The organism is Mucilaginibacter roseus, from assembly GCF_021215455.1.
GTDB classification, from domain to species: domain Bacteria; phylum Bacteroidota; class Bacteroidia; order Sphingobacteriales; family Sphingobacteriaceae; genus Mucilaginibacter; species Mucilaginibacter roseus.
In genome coordinates this window covers 577,763-602,277 of record NZ_JAJPWV010000001.1, presented here as the reverse complement: position 1 = coordinate 602,277, position 24,515 = coordinate 577,763, and the positions used below count along the sequence as shown (strand labels likewise).

The following is a 24,515-nucleotide window of genomic DNA, read 5'->3' as shown; positions in this document are numbered from 1 at the left end:
ATTATTTTAAAGGATAACCTAAATAAGTACTGTTTTTACTTCGGGTAATATTCCACCATATGGCCTTAAAAAGCCATTTTATAAAATCGGCATGGCCGGTTTTAATGTATCTGATGATGTTGCGGGGCGTTACTATCAGCAAAAAGAACAGGTAAAACACTATCCGCGCGGTTAACGGCGCGTTCCGCCGGATAAACAAGATGCGGTTGCGGTTCATAAAATATTCTTTAAGCGCGCTTACCCGCCCTACTGATACCGACTCCTTATGATAAATCAGCGCGCCGGTATTCAGCCATATTTCATAGCCTGCCCGATTTATACGGTCGCACCAATCCAGTTCTTCATAATACAGAAAAAAATGGTCGGCCATTAAACCCGCCCTATCAATGCATTCGCGGCGCAGCATCATGGCGGCACCATGTGCGTAACCTGTAGGGCCTGTCAAATTATCGTATTGCCCTTTATCAACTTCAAACTGACCGATAGAATTATTGCGGGCAGTATAGTAATTCATCGGCGTAAAGCCCATGTATTGCAAGGTATCAGGCTCATCAAAGTAGCGTATCTTAGGCGATACCATGCCTACCTTACTATTATCATCCAATGTTTTAACCAGCGTTTCAATTAAGCCTGCTGTAAACTCCGTATCATTATTCACCAGGAACAGGTAATCGCCTGTTGAAGCGGCTATGCCTATATTATTACCACCGGCAAAACCTAAATTTTCATCAGAGCGTATAAATCTTACATCCGTATAAAGGGTTGTCCATGCAGGCACCGGGTTGATGGCGCTACCGTTATCAACAACTATAATTTCAATAGCCGGATAAGTGTTTGTTGAACTGATAGAGGCCAATAGATCCTCTGTAACCAAACTTTGATTGTAATTGACGGTTATTATTGATACGCGTTTCATTCAAATTATAACCTTTGTACGGTTTAATGTCAATAGTGTTTTTGAAATTATCAATTTAAATTGAGCGACCAAGTTAGTAATATAAATAACAGTCAAAATGATCAGCCCGACGAACAGGCCATCAACCAAAAACTTGATGAACTGATTGCCCTGCTTGCTGAAACCAATATTGACAGCGATAAGGCCCGCGATATTCAACAAAAACTGAATAGTGCTATTGAAAACTCGGCACATGGCGAAACCGGTATTGACGCGCTAAGACAAATTGATACGGAGAACGCCTCAAGAGATGACTTGCTGGATGAGTTCAGCATACTTTTATCATCGCACCAGTTTGATAGCGAATCCTCTAAAAAATATATCCGTGCCGAAAAGGGCGCAAACATCGTACTGATGGTGATTAGCCTGGTACTCATTACACTCGGGTTGGCCATGATTGTGTTGCCGGCCCCGCCCGATTTTGAGATTTACACCATTTTTTACTTTAATCCTAACGATGGTATCACGATTATGGATCTGATATCATCGTTAATTGTACTTTCGGGCATATATTTGCTTATTAAATCAATATTTAAATTCCCCGGTACCCAAAAGTAAATGACACAGGCTAAAGAAAACAAGATTCTTTTGGTTGATGATAACCTGTTGTTTTTAAACATCATGGTACAGGCTTTGAAAAAAACCGGTTGGGAATGCGTAACCGCCATGTCGGCAGCAAGCGCTATAGAAAAGCTAAGTACCGATATTCCCGACATTATTCTGTCAGACTACGAGATGCCGGGTATGAATGGTATCGAGTTCAGGCAAAAGCTGATGGAACTGGAAATGTTCAGGGATATCCCCTTCGTATTTCTGACCTCGTTAAGCGATAAAGAAACTATTGAGCAGGGGCTTGATTTGCAGGCTATTGACTTTATTATAAAAGATACGCCCATCAATGTAATCATATCCAAACTTAATAACATATTACTCACCGTAAATAAACAGCGCGAGCTATCAACACTTGAGGTACAGAATGCAGCAAAGGCACTAAACATCAAATCGATACCGCAAAAGAAGCCGGAAATAACCGGCTATGATATTAACTTTTGGCACCGCCCATATAATGACGTGCCGGGCGGCGACTTTATTGACTTTATACAGGTTGATAAGCGTTATACCTACGTGGTGCTTGGCGATATTATGGGTAAAAAATGGATGGCCTGGTACTTTACCTTTGGCTACCTGAGTTACGTGCGCTCGGCAGTGAGGTTTGCTACGTTAAGTAATGAGTTTTCGCCGGCAAATATATTGCAGAAAGTAAACAGCATTATTTGCCTTGACGATGTGTTGCAGGACATACTCTCCAGCTTATCATTAGTGCTGATTGATACCGAGAGCGGCCTAATTACCTACGCCGGTGCAGGCGATTTGCCGCTGTTACACTATAATGCCAATACACAGCAATTGCAGCAGGTAACTACGGACGGATTATTACTCGGCATGTTTGCAGGTGTTAGTTATACTGAACAACAATTGGTTTTAAACCCTACAGACCAGCTTTTTATTTTTACTGACGGCATGATTGACGTTGCTGACAATGGTAAGATTAAAACCGACTACGAAAATTTTAAGTATAAATTAAGCGAACTGCTCACAGCTGGCATTAGCTTTGAAGAAATAAAACAACAGCTTTTTAACCTAAGCCCTGACATTGTTGTGGATGATCAGAGCATAATAAATATTGTAAGAACGTTATGATGATCGATATTGAAAATGTTACCGATAGCTATGTATCCCTTAAAAGCAACGTTACAGAGGCTAATCTGAATAATTCTGAGAAATTTAAAGCCGAACTGATTGCTTTTATCGATGAGCACAACAAGAAAGTTGTACTCGATCTAAGCAGCATCAGTTATATGGACAGCTCGTTTTTAGGAGCGCTTGTATCATCATTAAAACATGCTATTGCCTCTAAAAATGATATTTTACTTGTCGGATTAAAACCCGATATTCACAACCTTTTCAGCCTGATCCGATTGGATAAAGTATTTAAAATTTATAAAAACCTGACCGAAGCCACCGCAATATAAAATGCGTATAACAACCACCCGTAAAGAGTTTATATTTTTAAATGATAGCCTGGTATTAACACCATCGTTAAAGCAGGTGCTGGCTTTTTTGGAAGATAGTACCGGCGCGTCATTAGTTGAAAACTATGAGCTGCATTTTAAAGTAAAATCCATCACCACCGAGTTGTTAACCAATGGCTTTAAACATTCTCACGCCAATACGGTAAATCTGCTGGTTGATATTGATAGCAGCCACATCATTATACAAAAATACGATAGCGGCCCGCCGGTAACCTTTGGCAAGCCAGGCCCGGTTGCAGGTAAGGTACAGTTGAGTTACGATATTATGTGCCGCCTGTTTGCCAACTATACCGGCGAACACAACGTTAGCTTTAGCATTGAAGAATGTACAGATGACGAAATTCCCGACATTGAAAGCGTAACCGAGCACTTTGGTTTATTGATAATTGCCAAATGTGCCGATGAGTTTACTTATCATTATAATGCGGAGAACAGACTTAACTTATTTACTGCCGTTATTAAACTGCCCAGTGCTTAAATAGCGCGTCAAAGCAGGTGTTTATCGATATAATCAAGCACATCGGGATGCCGTTGTACATCAAACTTGCGGGCGAAGAATTTTTTAGATTCAAGCAATTTGTCAGCATCGTCCATTGTGAGTGTTTTAGGGTTTTTGCCCCCGGCCGACCAATCGATATACCTCAAATCATCGTTCACCATTTTATCGCGCAAAGGCGAGTTGTATAAAATAGTCTGAAAAATAAACTCATCGGGCCCCCAGGTAAAGGTCATAAACCGGCGGAAGGCAGGGTGCGCATCCCAATACTTTAATATGAAATCAATGCACTCAATACTTAAGGTGAACCATTGCGAGCGGCCTACCAATACCATGTTGCCGGGCATTTTGCGTCGTGGTAAAATGCGGTTAATTAACCGCTGCGCCCTATACCGCATCGGGAAGCGATAGTTATCGAGGTAATATTTTTCAATCCGTGGCAGCAGATCCCGACAATCGGTTTCAGCAACCAGCGAACTCATAAAAGCTTTGCCGGGATTAATGCGCAAATATTCTAAAAACTCATTTGCCGGCTGTAGCGGATAATCGTGCCCGCTAAGCAGGTTAATGTAGTTATAATTCCCACTATTTATTATCTGCTTAAGGCTGTTAACGGTTGCCTCAACCATATTAAAGGCACCCCAATATATCTTAATACGGTTAGTTATAAAATATACATTTTTTATACTTCTTAAATTTTCAAAAGGTCGCAAGTTCACCTTTGCATCAATGTGCACGTAAACGTCGGCATCCGGATGCGCCAGTTTATTTATAAGGCGTTCCAGCTGTTCAGGATGATTATGAGCAAGTATTAAATGAGCCAGCTTCATTAACCGTTTTACGTAGCATATGCCCGTAATGATACGCAAATTAACTATTTCATAAATTTTAGTTCACGGTATTAACGCCTGATCTTTTGCTTTATCTGCGTCAAATATATCTTAGCCTCGCTCACGCCCAATTCATAAACACTCAAAAAAGGGAATTTATGATAACGGTTAAGGGCGATGTAACCTACTATTACAGCTATAAGCGTTGGGAATACGGTGGCTATCGCTATACCATAAATACTCTTAAACAGCATTACGCCCAGTATATCAAAAATGATGTTGGCGGCGAGCATCGCCAGTACCTTGTAAAAATTAATCTTGGGCTTGTGTATCACATCCAGCGTAAGCGCGAAAAAACGATCGGCCGGGTAAAGCAAAGCAAAGGTCATAAACAGGCGGAAAACGTTTGCGGCCTCAGTACCTACATACTTACCACCACCTATTAAGTAAATAGGCACATCGGCAAGCAACACGGCAACAATAGCGGCAGGTATAAGCACTACGGTAATCAGGCCGATGTACTTTTTCATGATATAGATCACCTCGCTGCGGCTGTTTTGATTATAAGCGGCTGACAGCGATGGCATACCCGTGGCAGCAAAGCTGCGTAAGGGTATCTCTACCAGTTGCATAAGCGTTTGGCCAAGGTTGTATATCGCCACGGGTGCAGCGCCCAAAAAATGATTAATAATGGCCACGTCAGACAGGCGGAACATGTTTGAACTGAGCGTTGTACCCACGCTGAATTTACCAAAGTTAAATATGGTAAGCGTGGTTTCTTTGGTGCGCTTACCCAGGGTATTTAACCTCGTCCAACGCATAAGCAGCGTATACAGACTGGTTATGCCGTGCGATGCCAGGTAAGCATATAACACGGTGAGCAGGCTGGCTTTACCAAATATCAGCAACAATACAACAATTAATATAAAGCTACCCTGGTTAACAAAGCGCACATATAACAGCCGGTCAAACCGCTGCTCGCCTTGCAGCACACAACTCGCTATAAACCAAGGCAATGATAAAATATAAGTCAACCCAAAGTACTTGAGAAACAGAATATACCCCCCATCCTGAATATACTCCATAAAAAACAATACCGGCAGGTTAAGTAAAATCAACGTACCGGTTATGCCTAAGGCAATATACCAGGTTGAGCCTACCACTTCGGCGGCACGTTCGGGTGTGGCGCCTGCATAAAATTTAATAAAGGCCGTTGTAAGGAAACCTGAACGAAAGGTATCAACAAAAAGGATAGTTGTTTGAAAAATAACCCATATACCAACCTCGGCAAGTGTAAGTGAGCGGTAAATGATGGCTGTTGTAAGCATACCCAGGCCAGACATGATAATGTTGCCTGCCAGCGACAGGAAATGCTTATTTTTAATAACGGCCAGTAGTTTGTTTAGCATGAATGGTTGATATACAGTGGTTGTAAAACACCTATTGGTAAAACATGTTTTTATTGCATATTAGCTTATAAAAATAAACAAAGCAATTATAAACCTTATACGTTATAAATTGCGTAAAAGATTGTATGACTACTGCTGATTTGCATTTTAAGGATGTTACCTTGCTGGTTACCCACTACAACCGCAGCCGCTCGCTGGAACGTTTGCTTGACGCTTTCAAAGCCCAGGGCATAACTTTTGGCGACATTGTGGTATCTGACGATGGCAGCCGCCCCGAGCATCTTGAAAAACTGGTAGCCATGCAGCCCGATTATAATTATCGCCTGGTTACCACACCGAAAAACCGGGGCTTGGGTAATAACATTAATAAAGGACAGGACGCCGTGCAAACACCTTATACCCTATACGTTCAGGAGGATTTTGAGCCAAAAGAAATATTTGCCACGCACTTTAAAGATGCCCTGCATTTTTTTGAGACCGAACCGGCATTGGATATAGCGCGCTTTTACGCCTACTTTAAATACCCTTACACCAAACCGTATAACAAGGGCTTTTCGGAAATGAAATTTTCTGCATCGCCGTTAAAAAACAATCACCTTAAATTTTACGTTTACAGCGATCACCCTCATTTGCGGCGAAGTAACTTTTTGCAAAAATTTGGCCGTTACCCTGAAGGAATTAAAGGTGATTTGACCGAATACCGTATGGCATTATCATTTATACAAAATAAGGGCAAAGGCATATTCTTTGATCGCTTCACCGACTTGTTTTATCAAAAAAATTCGTCGGACGAGCCGAGCACCATGAACCGTGCTTCGTGGCGCGAAAGTAAAAACCCGCTTGCGCTTGCCGCCAGGGCAGTATACCTGCAATTCAAGTTATTGAAGTGGACTTATGATGTGTTATTTAAGAAAGTATAGCCCGTATGTTTAATACTATTACCCTGCTTGTAACGCATTATAACCGCAGCCAATCGCTACAGCGTTTGTTGCAGGCCTTTGCTAACCAAAACATCAACTTTGCGGATATCGTAGTATCTGACGACGGCAGCCGCCCGGAGCATCTCGACCGTTTGCGGGAACTTGCCGTTACTTATAATTTCCGGCTAATCACAACGCCAAAAAACCGGGGCTTGGGTAACAATATAAATAAGGGGCAGGATGCGGTAACTACTCCATACACACTGTATGTTCAGGAAGATTTTGATCCGTTTCCGGGTTATGCCGAACACCTGCAGGATGCGCTTGATCTGTTAAACGAGCGCCCTGATCTGGATATGGCCCGCTTTTATGCCTACTTCAAGTATCCTTACTTAAAACCATTGCGAAAAGGCTTTTCAGAGATGATGTTCAGCGTTTGGAAACCCGGATACCGCAAATTCCACGTATATAGCGATCACCCGCACCTTCGCCGTACCTCTTTTTTCAACAAATTCGGGCGCTATGCAGAGGGTATAAAAGGCGACCGTACAGAATTCCTGATGGCGATGTCGTTCCTGAAAAATAAAGGGAAAGCTATTTTTTACGAAGACTTTAAAGGTTTGTTTGACCAGGTTAACCCGGATGACGAACCATCAACCATGACTCGCAGCGATTTCAGGCAGAGCACCAATCCCTTTATCGCGTTCGCACGGATGATCTATCGCAACATCAAACACAATTACGACTTGGCAACCTTTAAAACCAAGCGCGATTAATTGCCGGCTTTTACCGTATTAATGGCCTTATAAATTTCTTTCACGTTATTTTCCCAGGTATGGGTTGACGCGAAGGCAACCCGCTCCTGTTGCTTCTGGGGCGAATCTTTGGCTAAAGCCTTTTGGATTGCATTCACGTAATCCTCTTTGGTATCGCACAAATAAGTGTGCTGCTCAAAAACACTCATGGCCTCTGTCCGGGTAGCTACCGTGGGTTTACCCATTGCTAAATATTCATCAATTTTACGCGGATAGTTCCCTATCGTTACCTGGTTTACTTTTTGCGGATTGAGGCATACATCAAAAGCATTAATATAAGCTGGAAGCATGGTACCCGGTTTCGGCCCTAAAAAATGGATGTTAGGGATGCCGTGGAGACTGCTGGCCTGGAACTCGTTGTCCTCCGGGCCAACTAAAACAATGCTCCAATCGGGTTTGGTGTTGGCAATATGGGCTAGCAAATCAATATCAAGCCTGATGCTCTGCAGCGCGCCGACGTAACCGATAATCGGTTTTGCGATGTTTTTCAAATCATCAGGAACAGGCAGACCGGTTTGGTTAGTAAACATCTCCAGATCACAACCCTGCCCTACGTAAAAAGAGTTGGGATTATACCTGCCGCAATAACTGGCCAGGTAAGTGGAGTTAGCCACACACAAATCGCTTTTTTTGATGATTAAAGGTTCAATACGTTCGCCGTGGCGTTTCCAGTAATCCACATACAGCATGTAATCGCGCGAGTAGTAAATGCTTACATCGGGCTGCAATAGCTCTTTGAGGTAAAAGCTACGGAACATATCGTTGTCATTAAACAAAATGACGTCCTTAAAACCCAAACGCTTTATTGCCTTGCTGATGGATGCTGCAAAGCGCCTGTTATTGATCTTATTTAGTACGTCGTAAATAAAGTTGCCACGCACCCAGTTAATGGACTCGATCATTTGGTCGGGATAAAGGTTCCATAGGTTATCCTGTAGTGTAACCAACCCTTCTGTTTTGCCGTTGATCACATCAATGCGCTTCTGCACTTTCGGATCGTGCTTTTGTTTGTACAGGGTGATACGATCAAGCGGCGAGTTGACATACAGCACCCGGTTGTGCTTGCTGAACTCAAGGGCCAGATTTTTGCAATTACTGCCTATCTCAACATCCCAGGGTTGCTGCCCTACAATAACAATATCACCGTTTTGTATGCTGTCGCTTATGCTCATGTATCAATATTTTACGGAAACAGGTTCCGCAATGTTGTCACCTTTCTGTTTTTGCCTGTCCAGCCGGTAACTTACCGTTATGAGTGCAGCAGCCAGCGGGAACAGCAGATTTGAAGGATACTGCACCAATGCCTCCTGCGGGAAGTTAGCGATGTTGTAGGCGAAAACAACCAACGTCATAGCCAAACAATAGCTGCGAAGCTCGGGGTCTTTTATCCTGTAAAAATAATTAATGCCTGTTTTTACGATAATGAACACCATGGTGCAAAAAATGATAAGCCCCACCCAGCCCAGCTCCACTGCAGTACGGATATAACCGCTGTCCGGCGGAAAATTTGCCAGGTACGACCCCGGCGCGAACCGCTTACCCCACGTACCGGTAGCGCCCAAGCCGCCACCAAACGGGTGCGATTGTATAAAGGGCTGAATACGCTTCTGGTTCATTTTACGCAGGTTGTAAGAGTCGTCGTTATTAGGCCGGAACGCTGTTTGAAAACGCATGATATTAGGGTTGCTGGTGGGTATGTTAATAAGCACCACCAAAAATACCGCGCCCATTATGGCAAAAATCAATACTTTTTTATTAAAATTCAGTATGGCAAATAATACCATTGCAGCAGGTAAAAGCACGTTAGCGCCACGCGTACCCGAAAACAGCATAGATTGCAGATACATGCAAACCATTAAACCTGCTATAACTTTTTGCCAAAGCTTAAATTTACCTGCTAATATGCAGATGCAAATGATGCTTGGCATCACCATGTTATAGGCAAATGCCACAGGATCAGAGAAAATGGAAAACTTACGCCAATGCCCGCCGATGAATAATAAGGATGCTATTTCAGGGTCAGAGTGCAGGTAGGCATCCTCTGCCGCCGAAAAACCGATATACTCCTGTTTGTAGGCATACAAAGCGCCTATTAATGCAAGCAACAGCCAAACTTTAATAGCAATACGCAGCATGTTTACCGTGCGGATGTTGTAAACGAATACAAAATAACTAAACAACACAATTGCTACGGTACGTATAGTATATACCCAGGCCAAGCGCGATTCGGCTGCCGGGTTAACAAATTGCAGTACATTGTAGCCTATCCATATCAGCACCACCGTGCTCACCGGTCCGCGCATTAGTTCCCAGTTGTCTTCACGCTTCAGGCGCACCAGCGTGCTGATCATCAGTATAACCTGCAGCGCATCCATCAATATACCCACGGGGCCCGACACGCCGATCCGCATCAGCATAAAAAGCATAAAGGCCATCACAATTACAACCACAATACCGAAATTTATGGATGCTATAATACCGGCCATTACCCATGTGGCCACAATAGCCCCAAAAACCAATACGCTAAATATTATACCGAACTTGGCCACCCCTGCACCAAACGCCAATGCTAATAAAGCAAGTATAATAATCCCCCCCTTGTTGTTAAGCTTATCAATAAATAAGGTTTTTTTCAGCGCACCAAACAAACCTCGCCCCGGATTGCCGGCGCGTACGGTATTGTCTATTTCGAGCTGAATTTGTTCCAAAGGTTATCTTTATAAAAATACGATCTTAAAAATCAACGCATAAGTGCTAACCGCGGCTAAGGCGATGGCAACTATACGCGCAATACGGTTTACCTTGCGCTGGTAGCGGCGTTTAAAGCGGTCGCTGTGTACAATTTCTTCAGCCGGATCAATACGCATATTACGGCTCTCCTGTCGTATCGTTCTCGCCGGTATGATAATGCTGCGTTGCCACGGAATGCTGATTGGCTTTACGCGCTTTGGTTAGCGATAACACTTGATAAAAAATAAATTTGGGAATGTTGACCAACGACTGGTAAATACGCTTATCAGTAGGTGATTTCGCCAGGGCAATATAAAAGCCCAAAACAAACAACAAAAAAGCAACCAGCCATGTAAATGCTACCGTAATGCTGATAAATAAATTAATAAACATAAACAGCCCACCAAGCAACAGGAAGATAAATAGTGGCGGCCTTAACAATATTAATCCGAATAACAGCTGGTTACGGCTGGCATTGCCTATACCCTTACCTATCATGCTAAAGCCAAAGCCAAAATATTTAAACCAGGTATTGATCCAGCGTGAACGTTGTTTCACCAATTGGTCTGACCGGGTGGTTTTTTCATCGTAAACTATAGCACTCTCAGTAAAAGCGATGCGCAGGTTGCGGCCTACAATTTCGGCCTGCAAAACTTTGTCAAAACCCGCGCCTGAGATTTCCTTACGCTCCAGGCAATCGCGGTACAGCTGCGTGGTGAATGCCATGCCTGAGCCTGCCAACGTGGCTGATGAACCTAAATTAAACAGCAGCTTGCCATCGTAATAATGATAATAAATATCTCGGGCGGCATCTAAACGCGCGTAGGTTGTATCCAGATTTTTAGCTTCGCGAACACCCTGCACGGCCAGGAAACCGGCATCAAACATCTTATTTAACTCATTTAAATATGATGGGTGTACAAGGTTATCACTATCAATAATAGTTACCCTATCGTGCTGACGGCGAAAGTTATTGATTGCGTAAAAGTGCGATTTGATATTATTAGCTAAAGTTTCAGGTGGTCGCAATATGATAACGCGTTCATCATCAAAATGCAGGTTGCTGATATCACACTTATCAGCCACTACATACACCAGGTAGTTGCTATAATTAACCCGCAATATAGAGTTTACCACCGCAGGTAACGATGATGTTTGCTCATAAGCGGTTACGATAATGGCATAGTCAGCGTCATTGATAGACGAGGGATACAGCTTTTTGCGTGAGGTTAGCGAACACAGATAAAGGATGAACGGCAACACGAGGTTATAACCAATTACAACCTGAACAGTAACCCAAAGTATATTTACAACCGCCATAAATTTTATTGTTACGCCTTACCTTCAGCTACATCAACATTCGTCACTTTGTTAAGTACCCAACCCATAAATTTGTTTCTTACGGATTTGAGATATTGAATGTTTGGTTTTTGTGCCTCAGTTAAGTTTTGACCGGCCTCAAATACCGTTAGTATCTTATCAGCCACGCTTACCCATTCTTTCGAGCGGTTCAACGTGTCGAGCGCAGACGCCTCTACCACGATCAGGTCGAAGTTATTTTTTAAGGCTTCCAGCTTCTGCTTAACCTCGTGTTCAGGCGCAACCTCAAATAATGATACGTCACCGCCGCGGTTACCCCAAACAGTTAGCATGCCGGTGTTGTCAGCAGCCGGATTAGCTTTACCCGTCAAATAATCTTCCAGGTACAGCGCCGCTTTAGTCGCCTTTGTAATACCCGAATCCTCAAAGTTACCATCAATCAACAACACGCGTTTGTTTATTACCGCTTGAGAATAAGCCAAGCTAACGGCCACTACAGTTTTACCCTCGTTGGCTTTAAAGCTGTTTATCAGCAATATTTTTTCGCCCTGCATGTCGTTGTCTATCTCGTATCGTAACGATCGCAATAGGTTTTTAAAAGTGCGTACTTTTTTATCCGGATCGTTACTTTCCCAAAGCTTGCGGAAATCAATCACCTTGTTATCCAGCAAATTTAAATAACCCAATACCGGTATCTTGGTGCGGTTAGCCAGTTCTTTGGCCGTTTTTACGGTGTTATCCAAAAAGAAAATTGCGAACAATATTACTACACATACCGCGAAAGAGCCTACACCCGCCAATATAACCAGCAGCATTTTTTTCGATGGCTGCGCAACACCCGGCATAGCCGCTACCACTTGGCGTAAGGTTACCGACATGCTGGCTTCCATGCTTACCTGATTGTATTTGGCAAGCAATGTAAGGTATTCTTCCTGGGCAATATCTATAGCTTTCTCGTACGAGCCGATAACCGCCTCGTGAGGTACCAGGTTATCAAAACGACGGTTTAATCGCCCGAGTTCCTTGTCAATTGAGCCTTTGCTGTTTTTAGCAACCACGTTAGCCGTTTGCAGCGTTTGCTTGGTATTTACCAGCTCCTGCTTAGCTGAAAGCGGGTTAAGTATGTATTTATCTGACGATTGACGAATTTTAGAGGCAATTACATTGGTCAAAGAGTCAACCCTGCCTTTATAGGCCGGATCGAAATTATTTTCGATGTAAGCGTTATTAGCCGCGTTTAATTGCTTGTCAAGCTCGGTTATCTGCGCGTTTACGCGGGTCATGGAGCTTTCTACATACTGGCGGTCTGCCGGATCAAAGCTCTGGTCTATCCGCCTGATGGCCGCGCGGGTTGAGGCTACATCCTTTTCGTTCTCCTGGCGGCGGGTTTCGTAATCGGCAAGCTGGCCATATAAACTGCGTGCCTGCTCGGTAAGGCTGAATACCCGGTTGCGGATTTTGTATTGCTTGAGCGAATCATTAAGCCCACGCAGCGAATCCTGCTTATCCTGTAATAATTTACCTAAGAAAGTGGCTGCCTTGCGCTGGTTTTCTTTAACTATAAAAGTATAGTAATTGATAAACTCCCTGCATAATGCGTTCACCACAAAAGCGGTTAGTTCCGGGTTTTCGGCATCGAATTGGATATTAATAAAGTCGCTGCTTTCCAGGCGGTAAATGCTCAGTGTTTTAAGTAATGATTGATCATCATACCGCATGGATTCAATCACTTTATTCAAGCCATTCTGGTCGCGGTCAAACAGTGAAAGCCCTTGTCTTTTCTGATAAAGGTCACGATAAACCTGTACAGCATGTTTACGCGCGTCGGGGTTCAGGTCTTCCAGCAGTTCGCTGGGTTTACGAAACGGTTTGTCGCTCGTAAGGTCATGCAATATCAACTGGTACGATACCTGATCCAATATCTTAGTTGAGCGCAGCATCTGTACCAGGTTGCTGAATTCCTGGCTTATTTTTGATTCCTGCGGTTGCTCGGTACTTAAAACCTGTTGTGTTGGGTCAACTATACCGGTTGCCAGTTGCGAGGTTGAAGTGTAAACATCAGGCAGGTTGCGTACTAAAAAATAAGTTATAACCACTGCAATAACAGGTACGGCTATAAGGGTGTATTTATGCCTAAGCAGTAGTTTAATAAATTTACCGAATTCCATTTATTTTATGTTTTCCAGCTTATCTCCTAACATTTCTTCCAAATCAGCCTTTGAGATGAACACGTTGGCCTCTGCCTCTATTTTTTGCGTACGGCGCTGGGTAAGCTGTACCTGCGCGGTATTAAATGTTTCAAACGTAGCCTCGCCTTTTTTGTAACGATACTCAATATCCTTTATTCCGTTCTCTGATTCCTGCCAGGCGCGGGTTTGCGTTTTTAGCTGCCCTACGCGCTGTATATACAGGTAATAACGGCGTTTAACTTCGGCAGCCAGCGTAAGCTGATATTCATCACGTTCGCTCTCGGCAACGCGGCGTTCTGCTTTGGCCCGTTTAATGTTCATGGGCGTACGCAGTATAGTACCCAGGTTAATAAATACCCCAAGCTGTAAACCCTGAAAAAAGCGTGTACCCGGATTTGAAGGATCAACCACCGTGACATTTTCGGGCTGGTAAATATAGGAAAGGCTCAATGCATCAAATATGGACACCGAAGCTATCGACACGTTGGCTTTGGCTACATCAACCCTGCTCTGAAAACTTTTAACACGCGGATAGTTTTGCCTGGCAACATTCACCAGTTTATCTACGTACACTTCTGATATATCCTGTACTATACTTTCCTGCGCATAAGCCGATTGCTTATGTAAAATCAGAAACAGAAAAATAAATACCGATAGTACCTGTATTTTCATTAAAAGAGTTTTAAGAGTAATTTGACGGCAATATATACCTTGATCGGTAAATATCGCTGAAAAATACAACAAAGTTGTGACTGAGCTTTTTTTCAGTTCTTATATACGTTTAAATTCCATTTTGGTTTGGTATAAAGCTATCCATAAAGCAAAAAGCCTGTACCTACTTTAGGTACAGGCTGTATAGCTTAAAACTTATCAGAATAACTTATGCCGATATAGTTAATGTACTGCCGTTAACTGCAACTTTATACTCCTTAAGCGCCGCGGTTGCCGGGCCAACCAATACCGCTCCCGAAGTGCTGAACTGGCTGCCATGGTTAGGGCAAATAAAGCGGCCTTGCGCATTATTGTAGTTTATGGAGGTACCCTGGTGCGTACATGCCACCTGCACAGCGGTAAACGAACTGGCCGAATTACCCGCAGCAGTGCGCACCACGATAACGCCATTTGATACTTTTGACTGCCCTACTGTAGTAAGCTCGTTGGCAAGATTTACCGTGAACAAGTCGCCGTTGTTGTTATTGTTGTCATCCGGCGTAGGATCGTTACTTTTTGAGCTGCCGCAGGCGGCAACGCCACAACCTACACAAACCGCGGCAAAGCCGATGCCCAGTTTCGATAAAAATTCTTTTCTTTCCATTGCGTTAATAATTTGATTGTTTTTTGTTTTTATTATGTTTTGGTCCGAGGTCAAACATGCGCGATATGGTGAAACCCAGGCGGTACTGGCCTTTACCCCAGCTCGATTCAGTATCGCTTAAATAATTCATTTCAGAAATTGCCTTTGCGTTTGAGAAGTTGAGCGTAAATACGTGGCCGCCTGTCTCTACCTCAAAGCCTACGCCCAGCGGATCGTAGAATTTGGGGTTGGTGCTGTTATTGCGGAATGATGAAAACGGATGTGCGTAATCAACCACCAGCCCAAAACGCTTGGTTATTTTATAGCGTGCGGCGGCGCTTATAGCTACGTAATCCTTCTCGTTACCATCAATAAATGGAAAAGGCAGGTTGTTACGCACAAATGTTGGCGATATCAGCACCGAGAGTTTTGACGAGAACTTACGCGCGATGATGGCCTGCGCCATGTAGTTGATGCGATTGGTGTAATCGTCAAAAACATCGGTATTTACACTATACGGTTTAAGGCCCATTTTACCGGCCAGGGCTAATGAGAATGGCATACTGCCATCCGCTTTTTGATGCAGGACAGCGTATTTGAAGCCCGCCTCAATCAACTGTTCGTACTTGCTACGGCCAAACTGCAGGTCCAGGTTATCAGTAAGGCCGTATTCAAACCCGATAAATATATCGCTTGAGTTATCCAGGCCGAACAAGGTTGATCCGCCGCCCTCACTCCCGGCAATGTCGCCAAAGCGGTGGGTAACTAAAAAGTTAAGGTTGTGCTTTTTAACCGTTTCGGTAGTTTGCGAAAAAATTAACCGGGTGGCCTTAAAGCTGGCAATAACATCTTCCGGCTTCTCCTCGGCTGTTAATGATGACATTACCGCGTCTGCCGACGATGTGTCCGTTTGTGCCCGCAGTGTTTGGCCCGCAAACAGCAGCACCAATGCAATACATACTTTCTTCATGATCTATTTTGTGGGGTTTTTGTTGTATGCCGTGTAGTTGGCCGTAACCGTGATCTTAAGTGTTTCGGCTATTTTTTGAAATACCAGCTTTGGTATCTCAATCTTATGGTCGGCGCATTTCACCATAAATTCCGAGGTCATGGTTACTTTGCCATTGTTTACATTGATTTTGCCTTTAATGGTGCGCTGCTGCTTTACCCCATGCACCTCAAGTACGCCAGTAGCGGTTACCGGGTAGCTGCCGTTCACCGTAACATCAGGCTTTTCAGCTATAGTACCTTTAAAGGATGCCTGCGGATATTTGTCGCTCTCCATATAGTTCTCATTAAAATGCTCCTGCATTAATGATTTCTGGAACTTGAATGAGCGGATAGCTACGTTAAAAGCCAACTCACCGGTTGAAGCGTTGTAAACTGATTTACCATCGGTAGAGGCACCTTCAATGTCTTCCATCGGAGCGTTGGAGTACAGTGTAATAGCCGCATTTTTGCTAACATAAAGCGCAGGAGTAGCCTGCTGACCAAGCAAACTGCTTGTCAGGGCAAGTAAAATCAATAAATGTTTCATGTTTTCTTAGTTTGTCATGGGCTCAAGTTCCATGTTAATCCGGCGGCTATACCCAAACTCCGTAACCGCACCTGGCTGTACCCTATATCGGTTAGCGGCACTTTCATAAAAGGTTGTATCGCGACACCAACCTTGTTATTCAGTTGCCTGTGGTACGTGGCCTGGAGGTTAAGCACACCCAGAATATGTTGATTTTGATTTGATACACTGTATGATTGCGGGCCACCAAAATTACCCGGGTAAGTAAAGGTGTATTTTTCGTTCAGCATAAACCATGATGATAAACCTGCGCCAAAACTCATGCTGTTTTGCCTTTTTGAGTATACCATATAATCTATATTAAGCGGTATATCAAGCACCCGGCAATCGGCCATTACACGCGTAGGGTTCACATCAAACCTGTAAGCAGTGCGGTAGTTACTAAAGTTGGTAGCGTAAGGCTTGTATGAATAAGCCGCGCCGGTAGTTACAGTTAACCTGCTGCCCAGCTTCATGCTTAATAAAACACCGGCGTTAAGCCCCATCTTACCCTCTCCAAATGAGCCTATACCGTTTACATCGGGGGCGGCAAGTACGCTCACCGCGAACACCGGTTTTTTATCCATCCGGGCAGGCTTGGTAACGTTATTTTTCTTTTCCACTTGCTCAGCTACAACAGTATCCGGATTATTAACCGCTATGACACTGGCCTGCTCCGCTGTATCCACTCCCGGAAACTGCGAACGGTTACCGTTACTTGATGCAAGTTCGTCCGTATTTTGAGATACTTCAGCGGTATCCGCAGTATTAACTGATTCAGCTATTTGCTTAAATGGAGCGGCAGCCGGATAAGAACTTTCCCTACGGTGTTGTGTTCCTGCTGCAGTCCCCCCACGTACAGACAATCCGGCTACGCTGTCTCCATTAAGCTCAACCAAGGGCGCTTCGCTTTTCTCTCGTTCATCTGGCATCGGCTTGTTATGTTTCACCCTGGCTGTGTTTTGTTGTTCATTTTTATGTTTGTCCGGCAATAGCCACCACATGCATAAAGCAATGAGCAGCATTGCCGCAATACCGCCGGCAACGCGCATCCACATAATGAGTGGTTTTCGCCGCCTGTCCAGCATTTCTTCCATTCGGCTCCAGTCATCCTCACGAAAATTAATTTCATCAGGATTTTGCATAGCCTTACGGAACAACTCATCCAATTCTTTATCTCTCTCCTGATCCATCACCTTAAAAAATTGTTGAGTATATAATTCGTATTCAAACGCATACCGTTTATAGCCACTATGGGCGCGTAACCTGCCCCTGCTCCATAATTACCGGCATCGCGTCTATCTGCCTCGGTTATCATCATCTTTAGTTTTTGCCTCGCCTTGTGCAGGTTTGACTTTGACGCGCCCGTACTGATCTGCAGCATGTCAGCAATCTCCTCGTGTGAATATCCCTCTACCGCAAACAGGTTGAACACCAGGCGATAGGCACGCGGTAAACGCTGTATCATACTCAGTAAATCATTATAATTTAAGCGCTTATCCGCCATTTCAACATCGCTTACATGTTCTGCCTTGTCCAGCTCATCAACCGCTACCATGCGCGCCGCAGCCCGGTAACTATCAATAGCCGTATTGGTCATGATCTTACCGAGCCATATTTTAAATGGACGGTTCTCATCATAGTTCTTCAGGTATTTAAATACCTTAAAGAATCCCTGGTTCATGATACCTGCGGCTTCATCCCGGTCATTAGCATAGCGCAGGCAAATGGCCATAGCGTAACTGTAAAAATTTTTATACAGTTGCTTTTGGCATTGCCGGTTTTGCCGAATGCAGCCTTCAATAAGCTCCTTTAAGTCTTTTTCTGCCATAGATCGGGTGGGGGCCGGTCCTATTAATTACTTTAAAAATAGCATGTAACTGCTTAAGCCAATATAAACATGCCGTTTATTTTAACTTATTTATAAGCAATTACGCCAGAGTTGGGGCAAGGGTTGCCTGCCGGCAGAAAATTATTTTATTTTTTTGAATAGATGCTAATGCACTAAAAATCAGAATAATCCATCGGCTTAACAAATACGATCTCGTTACGCGACACATTATTTTTATACTCCGGCTTGCCCGATAATATCTTCCACTGCGGATCGGCGCTAAACGCATCCCAGTGTCTGTCGCGGTCCTGCTTGTTGTTAAAGGCCGTCATGTACATCAGGTTAGGCATCCTTCCGCCCGATAGTACCTGAGAATAGAAAACCGCATTAAAATCAAGACGTTTAAACAGGGCTATCTCATCGCCAATGTTAAACATGTCAACCTTGTTTTGATGGTACTTTTCGGTAGCGCTTTCATAGCTGCGCAATTCGTAAATACGCTCGGCCTTTGGCGATTTTAGCGAAGGCACTTCCGCACCGGGCATGCCTAAAAAGGCTTTAAGCAGTATATTTTCAATGCGGGCATAAGGCGCGGTATTGTAAGGCGCATTCAGGTAAGCAGCGCCATCAGCCAGGTAACGCTGATCGGCAGAAAGTTCATGCTCCAGCTCTTCCAGCTTGTTTAGCCCCTTCATAGGGATGAAAACGTAAACGCGCTTGTCGGCTGTGTCAGTTGGTAATGTGGCAAACACCCCTACCTTTTTTATACCATGGCGATGCAGAGCAGGTACATAAGCTTGCTGCAAATAAGTATTCAGCTGATTAAACTGCGCTTCTGTTTTGTAATGATACACTTTGAGCTGGTAATAGCTGCCATCCTTAGCACCCGCAGTAAAAGCCAGGGTGATTATAAATATAAAAGTCAGTGCAGACTTTATTTTATTAACAGACATCATAATTATTATAAAATTGGTGTGTTTAATTTAGTTATACGTCGGCCACTTTAAAAGGCCTTACCTCTATCCTGTCCCAAACTTTGCCCGTTACGTAAGGGTCGTTTTGTTTCCATTGCTCCAGTTGCTCATCGCTCTCAAACTGAACGATCATGGTTGAACCGATCATGTTACCTTCATCATTAAGCATCGCGCCGCCGACAACAAAGTTACCTGATGCTTTCAACCTTTTCACTAATTCGAGGTGATGTGGCCTTGCGTTTAAACGGCGTTGCAGGGCTTCAGCGTCTGTGTGGTCGAACGCAGTGAGAAGATACTGTTTCATGGCAGATAATTTTGCGCAATGTAGCTATGTTTAGGCTGATGTGCAAGTGAACCTCAACCGCTAAATATTGTTTATACAGGCTGATTTGATAACTTTGGCCATGCGTAAATTAAAGCTTGATGAGCTGAACCGGGCCACAGTAGATGAGTTTAAAGAACAGGAAAAGCTACCCGTAGCCGTAGTATTAGATAACGTGAGAAGCATGCACAACATCGGCTCCATATTTCGTACATCTGATGGCTTCGCGGTAGAAAAAGTTGTGCTGTGCGGAATAACCGCCTGCCCGCCTCACCGTGAGATTGAGAAAACCGCGCTTGGCGCCACCACCTCAATGGACTGGGAATATTATCAAACACCGCTTGAAGCCGTACAAAAATTGCGCGGCGAGGGCTATAAAATAATCGCGATTGAACAGGCTGAAAACAGCCTGATGCTGGACACTTACCAACCCAACCCTGTCGAAAAGTATGCGCTGATATTCGGCAATGAGGTGAATGGTGTGAGCGACAAAGTAATGCAGGAGATTGATGCTTGTATTGAAATACCACAGTTTGGCACCAAGCATTCGTTCAATATAGTGGTATCGGCAGGTATTGTACTTTGGGATTTTTTTAGTAAGCTTAGCAAAGCATGATCAGTTCACTCGCCAAAAAATTACAGATGAAAGCCGGACAGCGCTGGGTGTTGCTTAATGCGCCGGATGATTATCTTACAATTTTTGATGCCGATGAGGAGATCATGATTAACTATGATTTGAATGAAAGCTTCCACGGCATTCAATTATTTGTAAAGAGCAATGCTGAATTAATCCGTGATATTGGCATCTTATCTCAAAAACTACAACCACAAACATTACTGTGGATTATATTCCCAAAGAAAACCAGCAATATCAGCACCGATCTGGAAATAATGGGCAGTTGGGATGTGATGGCAAATTATTGTTTGCGACCGGTAACCTCCGCGGCGATTGATAAAACCTGGACTGCCCTTAGATTTAAACCGGAATCTTTAGTGAACAGATCCGCCTCCAGAAACGATGCCATTCCGCAAAACAATTACGCGCAGTACATCGATACCGAAAAAAGATTAGTAACACTGCCCTTGGATGTACAGCAAACATTAAGTGCACATCCCGCAGCTATAGAATACTTTAACAAATTAGCGTATACGCACAAAAAGGAATATGTAGTTTGGATAGTAAGCGCCAAACAGGAAAAAACGAGGGAAGCGCGCGTTACCAAAATGCTGCAAATGCTGCTCGATAATAAAAAGCATCCCGGAGATAAATAAACCGGATCAATATCGCTATTCATCGTTTTGTAATATTATAAAAGCAACAAGTTAGTGTATTATTTACACCAATTAAAATTTGTAATTTTGCATTATATTTTGGATTGGAGATGAACGATATAGCTATAACAGTTAACGCCCCGGTAAAAAGTGTGTCGCGCCTTGCGCACAGGGTTGCAGTAAGCGCGTTATTTTTTACGCAAGGTTTATGTTTTGCCAGCTGGGCCTCACGTATACCTACATTTCAGCAAAAATTCCATCTCAATGAAGCCGAAGTTGGCGGGTTGCTTTTAGCCCTACCGGCAGGTTTGATGGTAGCCTTACCTTTTTCAGGCTGGTTCACCGCAAAGTTCGGCAGCCGTAAAATAGTATTGGCAGCTACGGTAGTATATGCTTTAACACTGGTTGTTATAGGCCTTTCTCCATCTGTATATGCTTTATTGGGCGGCCTGTTTGCGTTTGGCTTCAGCGGCAATATGGTAAACATCGCGGTGAATACCCAGGCTGTACAGGTTGAGGCCATGTACCGTAAGCCAATAATGGCCTCATTCCATGGCTTGTGGAGCCTGGCGGGTTTTACCGGTGCATCAATCGGTACCATGATGATAGGATTCGGATTGATCCCATTTTGGCACTACGTAATAATTACTTCGGCGGCGTTGGTAATAGCGGCTATCAGCTCGGGCTTTGTTATTAAAGATGAGGGCACGGTAGCAGTTGATCAGCCTGTATTTGCCAAACCCGATAAGGCATTGATGCTATTGGGCGTAATCGCTTTTTCAGGCCTGATGTGCGAGGGTGCCATGGTTGATTGGGGCGGCATCTACTTTAAAGAAATTGTACACGCCGAAAAAGCGTGGATTGGCGCCGGGTATACGGCTTACATGTGTACCATGGCTGGCGGGCGCTTTGTAGCCGATTGGTTTACGGCTCGTTTCGGCATGAAAACCATGCTGCAGATAAGCGGTAGTTTAATAGCCGCAGGATTGTTGCTTTCAGTTATATTCCCTCACTTATATACTGCCATAGCGGGCTTTTTTATTGTTGGTTTTGGAGTATCATCCATCATACCACTTGTGTACGGCGAAGCCGGTAAATCAACCACCATTTCCGCAGGGGTGGCATTGGCGGCGGTATCAACTGTCGGTTTCTTAGGCTTTCTGTTAGGGCCGCCTATTATAGGTTTTGCGGCAGCGGCAACTAATTTAAGGGTATCATACACTATTATTGCCGTGATGGGGTTGACGGTTACTTTGCTATCTTCAAAGTTAAAGCAGTGAAAACCCACCCAACCCTCCCAAAGGGAGGGCTAAAAAAAAGAAAGGTCCTACTTTAGGGACGATATAATAAGGGTTTTGAACGCGTGCAAATTTCTCGCTATCACTCTAAATGACGGCGTTGTAGAACTAATAAGTAAAGTACAACTCCCTTCTAACTTATTTCTTCAACTTCTTATTCTTCACAGGCACATTTTGCAACAGCCATCGTATTTCGTTGATTTGTTGCTGGCTTAATTGCGTTTTGGGTATCATGTTAGCCAGATTAGTGCTTTGATACAGCAGAAACCAATTTCTATGCTCGATTATCTTATAAAAATTTTGCCAGGTAAAAATTCATACATATACCGCTCCCTGATCAGTGCGTTGCTGTTATAATTACGTTTTGAGAAAAAATAAATCAACACGGCTCTCAACAGCAAATAACCGCCCAGTATATACCCAATACTCAGATCAATCTCCGTAAAACTTGTCAATGATTGCGCTATTGCAGCCATTAGCATTTAAGCGCCAAATACTGTTACAAATATGGCTGTAGGCCGTCGGTACGACAGCAGATATTGCAGTTGAATGAATTCACGTTCGGTTATCTGAGTTGAAATTTTCACCTTAAATAAACGCTTTAGTCCTAAATTGTATTATAACGACAAAAAAAGCCGGGCGTTTTGCGCACCCGGCCATACTCATATTATTAGGATTTATTTCATTTATCACCGTCCACAATGACTAATGACCATGCCCGATGACTAATAAGCCTGTTCAAACTCGTTAACGCCATCTTTGCTTTCCAGTATAGAGTGCCCCATCAGGAATTCATCAACCTTACGTGCAGCTTCACGGCCTTCAGATATTGCCCATACTACCAGCGATTGACCGCGGCGCATATCGCCTGCGGCAAATACCTTGCTCACGTTAGTACGGTAAACGCCTTCAGTAGCCTTAACATTCTTGCGTTCGTCAAGCTCAACACCTAAAGTTTCAAGGGCACCCTCAAATTGCGGATGTACGAAACCCATGGCCAGGAACACACGTTGGCAAGGCAGCTCACGTTCAGTACCGGCAACCTCGGTAAACTTAACCGGGCGGTCTAAAAAGTCAACTTCCCATTCAAGGTCAACCACTTTTACGGCGCGCAGGTTACCATTTTCATCACCTAAAAATTCCTTGGTGTTGATGCTCCAGTAACGGTCGGCACCTTCCTCGTGCGAGCTGGTGATCTTTAACACTGCCGGGCCAGGGAAACTTGGCCATGGCGTGCTGCTCGGGCGTGAATCAGCAGGCTTGAACATTACCTCAAACTGCTTAATTGAGCGCGCGCCCTGGCGGTTTGATGTACCCACACAATCTGACCCGGTATCGCCACCACCAATAACGATTACATCTTTATCGGTAGCTAAAATATCCTCGGCAGTGAAAGGGCTATCGCCAACACGTTTGTTCTGTTGTTTCAAAAAGTCCATAGCGAAGTGAATGCCTTTCAACTCACGGCCAGGGATTTTTAAATCGCGCGGAATGGTTGAACCACCGGCTAAAACAACGGCGTCAAAGCTGCGCACTATTTCATCAGCGGCAATATCTTTACCAACCTCGGTATTGTATTTAAACACTACGCCGTCGTCTTCCATCACCTTTACACGGCGATCTATCACCCATTTTTCCAGTTTAAAATCCGGAATACCATAACGTAATAAACCACCTGCACGGTCGTCGCGCTCAAAAACAGTTACACTATGGCCGGCCTTTGCCAGTTGAGCCGCAGCAGCCAAACCCGCCGGACCAGAACCTACAACCGCCACCGTTTTACCGGTTTTAATAAGCGGTGCGGTAGGCTTAACCAGATTTTTAGAGTAGGCTATCTCGATGATATGTTTCTCAATCTCCTCAATAGCTACGGCCGGTTTGTTGATACCCAGCACGCAGGCCGACTCGCACGGAGCCGGGCATATCCGACCGGTAAACTCCGGAAAATTATTGGTTGATGATAAAATGTTATATGCCTCTTCCCAATTTTTACGGTAAACGGCATCGTTAAATTCAGGGATAATGTTGCCCAGCGGACAACCTGAGTGGCAAAACGGGATACCGCAGTTCATGCAGCGTGCCGATTGCTGGTTCAGCTTTTCATCGCTATACAATCCTACAAACTCGTTATAATTTTTAACACGTTCGGCAACGGGTGTTTTAGCGGGAAGCTCCCTGTTAAATTCCTGAAATCCTGTTGGTTTTCCCATCG

Annotated in this window: 27 protein-coding genes; 9 read left to right on the top strand and 18 right to left on the bottom strand. The window is 44.0% G+C overall.

What is annotated here, in order from left to right:
• Position 1: 1 nt before the first annotated feature.
• The gene (locus tag LT679_RS02665; RefSeq protein WP_232175381.1) at positions 2–916 is read right to left on the bottom strand and encodes a glycosyltransferase family 2 protein; all 915 of its coding nucleotides are present in this window, start codon (positions 914–916) and stop codon (positions 2–4) included.
• A 60-nt stretch (positions 917–976) separates the two neighbouring features.
• Here LT679_RS02665 and LT679_RS02660 point away from each other — a divergent pair, with 60 nt between their 5' ends.
• From LT679_RS02660 to LT679_RS02645, 4 genes are read left to right on the top strand one after another with little or no spacing between them, the layout of a single operon-like run.
• Positions 977–1,513, top strand: coding sequence for a hypothetical protein (locus LT679_RS02660; protein ID WP_232175380.1), 537 nt, complete (start codon positions 977–979; stop codon positions 1,511–1,513).
• On the top strand, positions 1,514–2,656 hold the full coding sequence (locus LT679_RS02655; RefSeq protein ID WP_232175379.1) for a fused response regulator/phosphatase: 1,143 nt from the start codon (positions 1,514–1,516) through the stop codon (positions 2,654–2,656).
• Positions 2,653–2,988, top strand: a complete 336-nt coding sequence (locus tag LT679_RS02650) for an STAS domain-containing protein (RefSeq protein WP_232175378.1) — start codon at positions 2,653–2,655, stop codon at positions 2,986–2,988. The genes LT679_RS02655 and LT679_RS02650 overlap by 4 nt, the downstream gene beginning before the upstream one ends.
• Position 2,989: 1 nt before the next feature.
• Positions 2,990–3,526, top strand: a complete 537-nt coding sequence (locus tag LT679_RS02645) for a hypothetical protein (RefSeq protein ID WP_232175377.1) — start codon at positions 2,990–2,992, stop codon at positions 3,524–3,526.
• Positions 3,527–3,534: 8 nt separating this feature from the next.
• Here the strand turns inward: LT679_RS02645 and LT679_RS02640 are convergent, their stop codons facing one another.
• On the bottom strand, positions 3,535–4,374 hold the full coding sequence (locus LT679_RS02640; protein ID WP_232175376.1) for a beta-1,6-N-acetylglucosaminyltransferase: 840 nt from the start codon (positions 4,372–4,374) through the stop codon (positions 3,535–3,537).
• A 71-nt stretch (positions 4,375–4,445) separates the two neighbouring features.
• Positions 4,446–5,783, bottom strand: coding sequence for an oligosaccharide flippase family protein (locus LT679_RS02635; protein WP_232175375.1), 1,338 nt, complete (start codon positions 5,781–5,783; stop codon positions 4,446–4,448).
• A 125-nt stretch (positions 5,784–5,908) separates the two neighbouring features.
• On the opposite strand from LT679_RS02635, the gene LT679_RS02630 reads away from it, so the two are divergent.
• Positions 5,909–6,703 (top strand): glycosyltransferase, encoded by a 795-nt coding sequence (locus tag LT679_RS02630; RefSeq protein ID WP_232175374.1) that lies wholly within the window; start codon positions 5,909–5,911, stop codon positions 6,701–6,703.
• 5 nt (positions 6,704–6,708) lie between these two features.
• A complete protein-coding gene (locus tag LT679_RS02625; protein WP_232175372.1) occupies positions 6,709–7,479 on the top strand; it encodes a glycosyltransferase family 2 protein in 771 nt (256 codons plus the stop codon).
• On the opposite strand, the gene LT679_RS02620 is transcribed toward LT679_RS02625, so the two are convergent.
• From LT679_RS02620 to LT679_RS02560, 13 genes are all read right to left on the bottom strand, one after another.
• Positions 7,476–8,690, bottom strand: a complete 1,215-nt coding sequence (locus LT679_RS02620; RefSeq protein WP_232175370.1) for a glycosyltransferase — start codon at positions 8,688–8,690, stop codon at positions 7,476–7,478. The genes LT679_RS02625 and LT679_RS02620 overlap by 4 nt on opposite strands.
• 3 nt (positions 8,691–8,693) lie before the next feature.
• Complete coding sequence (locus LT679_RS02615; RefSeq protein ID WP_232175368.1) at positions 8,694–10,226, bottom strand: O-antigen ligase family protein; 1,533 nt, start codon at positions 10,224–10,226, stop codon at positions 8,694–8,696.
• Positions 10,227–10,235: 9 nt separating this feature from the next.
• Positions 10,236–10,385, bottom strand: coding sequence for a hypothetical protein (locus tag LT679_RS02610; RefSeq protein WP_232175366.1), 150 nt, complete (start codon positions 10,383–10,385; stop codon positions 10,236–10,238).
• Between the two features lies 1 nt (position 10,386).
• Complete coding sequence (locus LT679_RS02605) at positions 10,387–11,568, bottom strand: glycosyltransferase (RefSeq protein ID WP_232175365.1); 1,182 nt, start codon at positions 11,566–11,568, stop codon at positions 10,387–10,389.
• 11 nt (positions 11,569–11,579) lie between these two features.
• Positions 11,580–13,736 (bottom strand): exopolysaccharide transport family protein, encoded by a 2,157-nt coding sequence (locus LT679_RS02600; RefSeq protein WP_232175364.1) that lies wholly within the window; start codon positions 13,734–13,736, stop codon positions 11,580–11,582.
• Complete coding sequence (locus LT679_RS02595; protein WP_232175363.1) at positions 13,737–14,429, bottom strand: TolC family protein; 693 nt, start codon at positions 14,427–14,429, stop codon at positions 13,737–13,739.
• Between the two features lie 208 nt (positions 14,430–14,637).
• On the bottom strand, positions 14,638–15,072 hold the full coding sequence (locus LT679_RS02590) for a QcrA and Rieske domain-containing protein (RefSeq protein WP_232175362.1): 435 nt from the start codon (positions 15,070–15,072) through the stop codon (positions 14,638–14,640).
• Positions 15,073–15,076: 4 nt separating this feature from the next.
• Entirely contained in the window at positions 15,077–16,021 is a 945-nt protein-coding gene (locus LT679_RS02585) for a DUF5777 family beta-barrel protein (RefSeq protein ID WP_232175361.1), read from the bottom strand.
• 3 nt (positions 16,022–16,024) lie between these two features.
• Positions 16,025–16,588 (bottom strand): YceI family protein, encoded by a 564-nt coding sequence (locus LT679_RS02580; RefSeq protein ID WP_232175360.1) that lies wholly within the window; start codon positions 16,586–16,588, stop codon positions 16,025–16,027.
• 14 nt (positions 16,589–16,602) lie between these two features.
• A complete protein-coding gene (locus tag LT679_RS02575; protein WP_232175359.1) occupies positions 16,603–17,799 on the bottom strand; it encodes a PorT family protein in 1,197 nt (398 codons plus the stop codon).
• Positions 17,799–18,437 (bottom strand): RNA polymerase sigma factor, encoded by a 639-nt coding sequence (locus LT679_RS02570; protein ID WP_232175358.1) that lies wholly within the window; start codon positions 18,435–18,437, stop codon positions 17,799–17,801. Before LT679_RS02570 ends, LT679_RS02575 begins: the two co-directional genes overlap by 1 nt.
• Positions 18,438–18,610: 173 nt before the next feature.
• A complete protein-coding gene (locus LT679_RS02565; protein ID WP_232175357.1) occupies positions 18,611–19,393 on the bottom strand; it encodes an NIPSNAP family protein in 783 nt (260 codons plus the stop codon).
• 31 nt (positions 19,394–19,424) lie between these two features.
• Positions 19,425–19,715, bottom strand: coding sequence for a YciI family protein (locus LT679_RS02560; protein ID WP_232175356.1), 291 nt, complete (start codon positions 19,713–19,715; stop codon positions 19,425–19,427).
• Between the two features lie 100 nt (positions 19,716–19,815).
• On the opposite strand from LT679_RS02560, the gene LT679_RS02555 reads away from it, so the two are divergent.
• The 3 genes from LT679_RS02555 (at position 19,816) to LT679_RS02545 (ending at position 22,285) form a co-directional block, all read left to right on the top strand.
• Positions 19,816–20,349, top strand: a complete 534-nt coding sequence (locus tag LT679_RS02555) for an RNA methyltransferase (protein WP_232175355.1) — start codon at positions 19,816–19,818, stop codon at positions 20,347–20,349.
• On the top strand, positions 20,346–21,005 hold the full coding sequence (locus LT679_RS02550) for a YdeI/OmpD-associated family protein (RefSeq protein WP_232175354.1): 660 nt from the start codon (positions 20,346–20,348) through the stop codon (positions 21,003–21,005). The genes LT679_RS02555 and LT679_RS02550 overlap by 4 nt, the downstream gene beginning before the upstream one ends.
• A 110-nt stretch (positions 21,006–21,115) precedes the next feature.
• Positions 21,116–22,285, top strand: a complete 1,170-nt coding sequence (locus LT679_RS02545) for an MFS transporter (protein WP_232175353.1) — start codon at positions 21,116–21,118, stop codon at positions 22,283–22,285.
• Positions 22,286–22,441: 156 nt separating this feature from the next.
• Here the strand turns inward: LT679_RS02545 and LT679_RS18725 are convergent, their stop codons facing one another.
• Both LT679_RS18725 and LT679_RS02540 read right to left on the bottom strand, forming a co-directional pair.
• A complete protein-coding gene (locus tag LT679_RS18725; protein WP_394800133.1) occupies positions 22,442–22,618 on the bottom strand; it encodes a YcxB family protein in 177 nt (58 codons plus the stop codon).
• A 410-nt stretch (positions 22,619–23,028) separates the two neighbouring features.
• Positions 23,029–24,513, bottom strand: a complete 1,485-nt coding sequence (locus tag LT679_RS02540; protein WP_232175352.1) for a glutamate synthase subunit beta — start codon at positions 24,511–24,513, stop codon at positions 23,029–23,031.
• Positions 24,514–24,515: the final 2 nt, after the last annotated feature.

What these genes read in the sequence shown, in the direction of transcription:
- LT679_RS02630 (WP_232175374.1), top strand. Translation starts at nt 5,909, where the DNA reads ATGACTACTGCTGATTTGCATTTTAAGGATGTTACCTTGCTGGTTACC.
- LT679_RS02565 (WP_232175357.1), bottom strand. Translation starts at nt 19,393, where the DNA reads ATGATGTCTGTTAATAAAATAAAGTCTGCACTGACTTTTATATTTATA.
- LT679_RS02580 (WP_232175360.1), bottom strand. Translation starts at nt 16,588, where the DNA reads ATGAAACATTTATTGATTTTACTTGCCCTGACAAGCAGTTTGCTTGGT.
- LT679_RS02555 (WP_232175355.1), top strand. Translation starts at nt 19,816, where the DNA reads ATGCGTAAATTAAAGCTTGATGAGCTGAACCGGGCCACAGTAGATGAG.
- LT679_RS02595 (WP_232175363.1), bottom strand. Translation starts at nt 14,429, where the DNA reads ATGAAAATACAGGTACTATCGGTATTTATTTTTCTGTTTCTGATTTTA.
- LT679_RS02550 (WP_232175354.1), top strand. Translation starts at nt 20,346, where the DNA reads ATGATCAGTTCACTCGCCAAAAAATTACAGATGAAAGCCGGACAGCGC.
- LT679_RS02635 (WP_232175375.1), bottom strand. Translation starts at nt 5,783, where the DNA reads ATGCTAAACAAACTACTGGCCGTTATTAAAAATAAGCATTTCCTGTCG.
- LT679_RS02605 (WP_232175365.1), bottom strand. Translation starts at nt 11,568, where the DNA reads ATGGCGGTTGTAAATATACTTTGGGTTACTGTTCAGGTTGTAATTGGT.
- LT679_RS02665 (WP_232175381.1), bottom strand. Translation starts at nt 916, where the DNA reads ATGAAACGCGTATCAATAATAACCGTCAATTACAATCAAAGTTTGGTT.
- LT679_RS02650 (WP_232175378.1), top strand. Translation starts at nt 2,653, where the DNA reads ATGATGATCGATATTGAAAATGTTACCGATAGCTATGTATCCCTTAAA.
- LT679_RS02545 (WP_232175353.1), top strand. Translation starts at nt 21,116, where the DNA reads ATGAACGATATAGCTATAACAGTTAACGCCCCGGTAAAAAGTGTGTCG.
- LT679_RS02570 (WP_232175358.1), bottom strand. Translation starts at nt 18,437, where the DNA reads ATGGCAGAAAAAGACTTAAAGGAGCTTATTGAAGGCTGCATTCGGCAA.
- LT679_RS02590 (WP_232175362.1), bottom strand. Translation starts at nt 15,072, where the DNA reads ATGGAAAGAAAAGAATTTTTATCGAAACTGGGCATCGGCTTTGCCGCG.
- LT679_RS02540 (WP_232175352.1), bottom strand. Translation starts at nt 24,513, where the DNA reads ATGGGAAAACCAACAGGATTTCAGGAATTTAACAGGGAGCTTCCCGCT.
- LT679_RS02575 (WP_232175359.1), bottom strand. Translation starts at nt 17,799, where the DNA reads ATGGATCAGGAGAGAGATAAAGAATTGGATGAGTTGTTCCGTAAGGCT.
- LT679_RS02620 (WP_232175370.1), bottom strand. Translation starts at nt 8,690, where the DNA reads ATGAGCATAAGCGACAGCATACAAAACGGTGATATTGTTATTGTAGGG.
- LT679_RS02600 (WP_232175364.1), bottom strand. Translation starts at nt 13,736, where the DNA reads ATGGAATTCGGTAAATTTATTAAACTACTGCTTAGGCATAAATACACC.
- LT679_RS02610 (WP_232175366.1), bottom strand. Translation starts at nt 10,385, where the DNA reads ATGCGTATTGATCCGGCTGAAGAAATTGTACACAGCGACCGCTTTAAA.
- LT679_RS02625 (WP_232175372.1), top strand. Translation starts at nt 6,709, where the DNA reads ATGTTTAATACTATTACCCTGCTTGTAACGCATTATAACCGCAGCCAA.
- LT679_RS02645 (WP_232175377.1), top strand. Translation starts at nt 2,990, where the DNA reads ATGCGTATAACAACCACCCGTAAAGAGTTTATATTTTTAAATGATAGC.
- LT679_RS02560 (WP_232175356.1), bottom strand. Translation starts at nt 19,715, where the DNA reads ATGAAACAGTATCTTCTCACTGCGTTCGACCACACAGACGCTGAAGCC.
- LT679_RS02585 (WP_232175361.1), bottom strand. Translation starts at nt 16,021, where the DNA reads ATGAAGAAAGTATGTATTGCATTGGTGCTGCTGTTTGCGGGCCAAACA.
- LT679_RS02655 (WP_232175379.1), top strand. Translation starts at nt 1,514, where the DNA reads ATGACACAGGCTAAAGAAAACAAGATTCTTTTGGTTGATGATAACCTG.
- LT679_RS02640 (WP_232175376.1), bottom strand. Translation starts at nt 4,374, where the DNA reads ATGAAGCTGGCTCATTTAATACTTGCTCATAATCATCCTGAACAGCTG.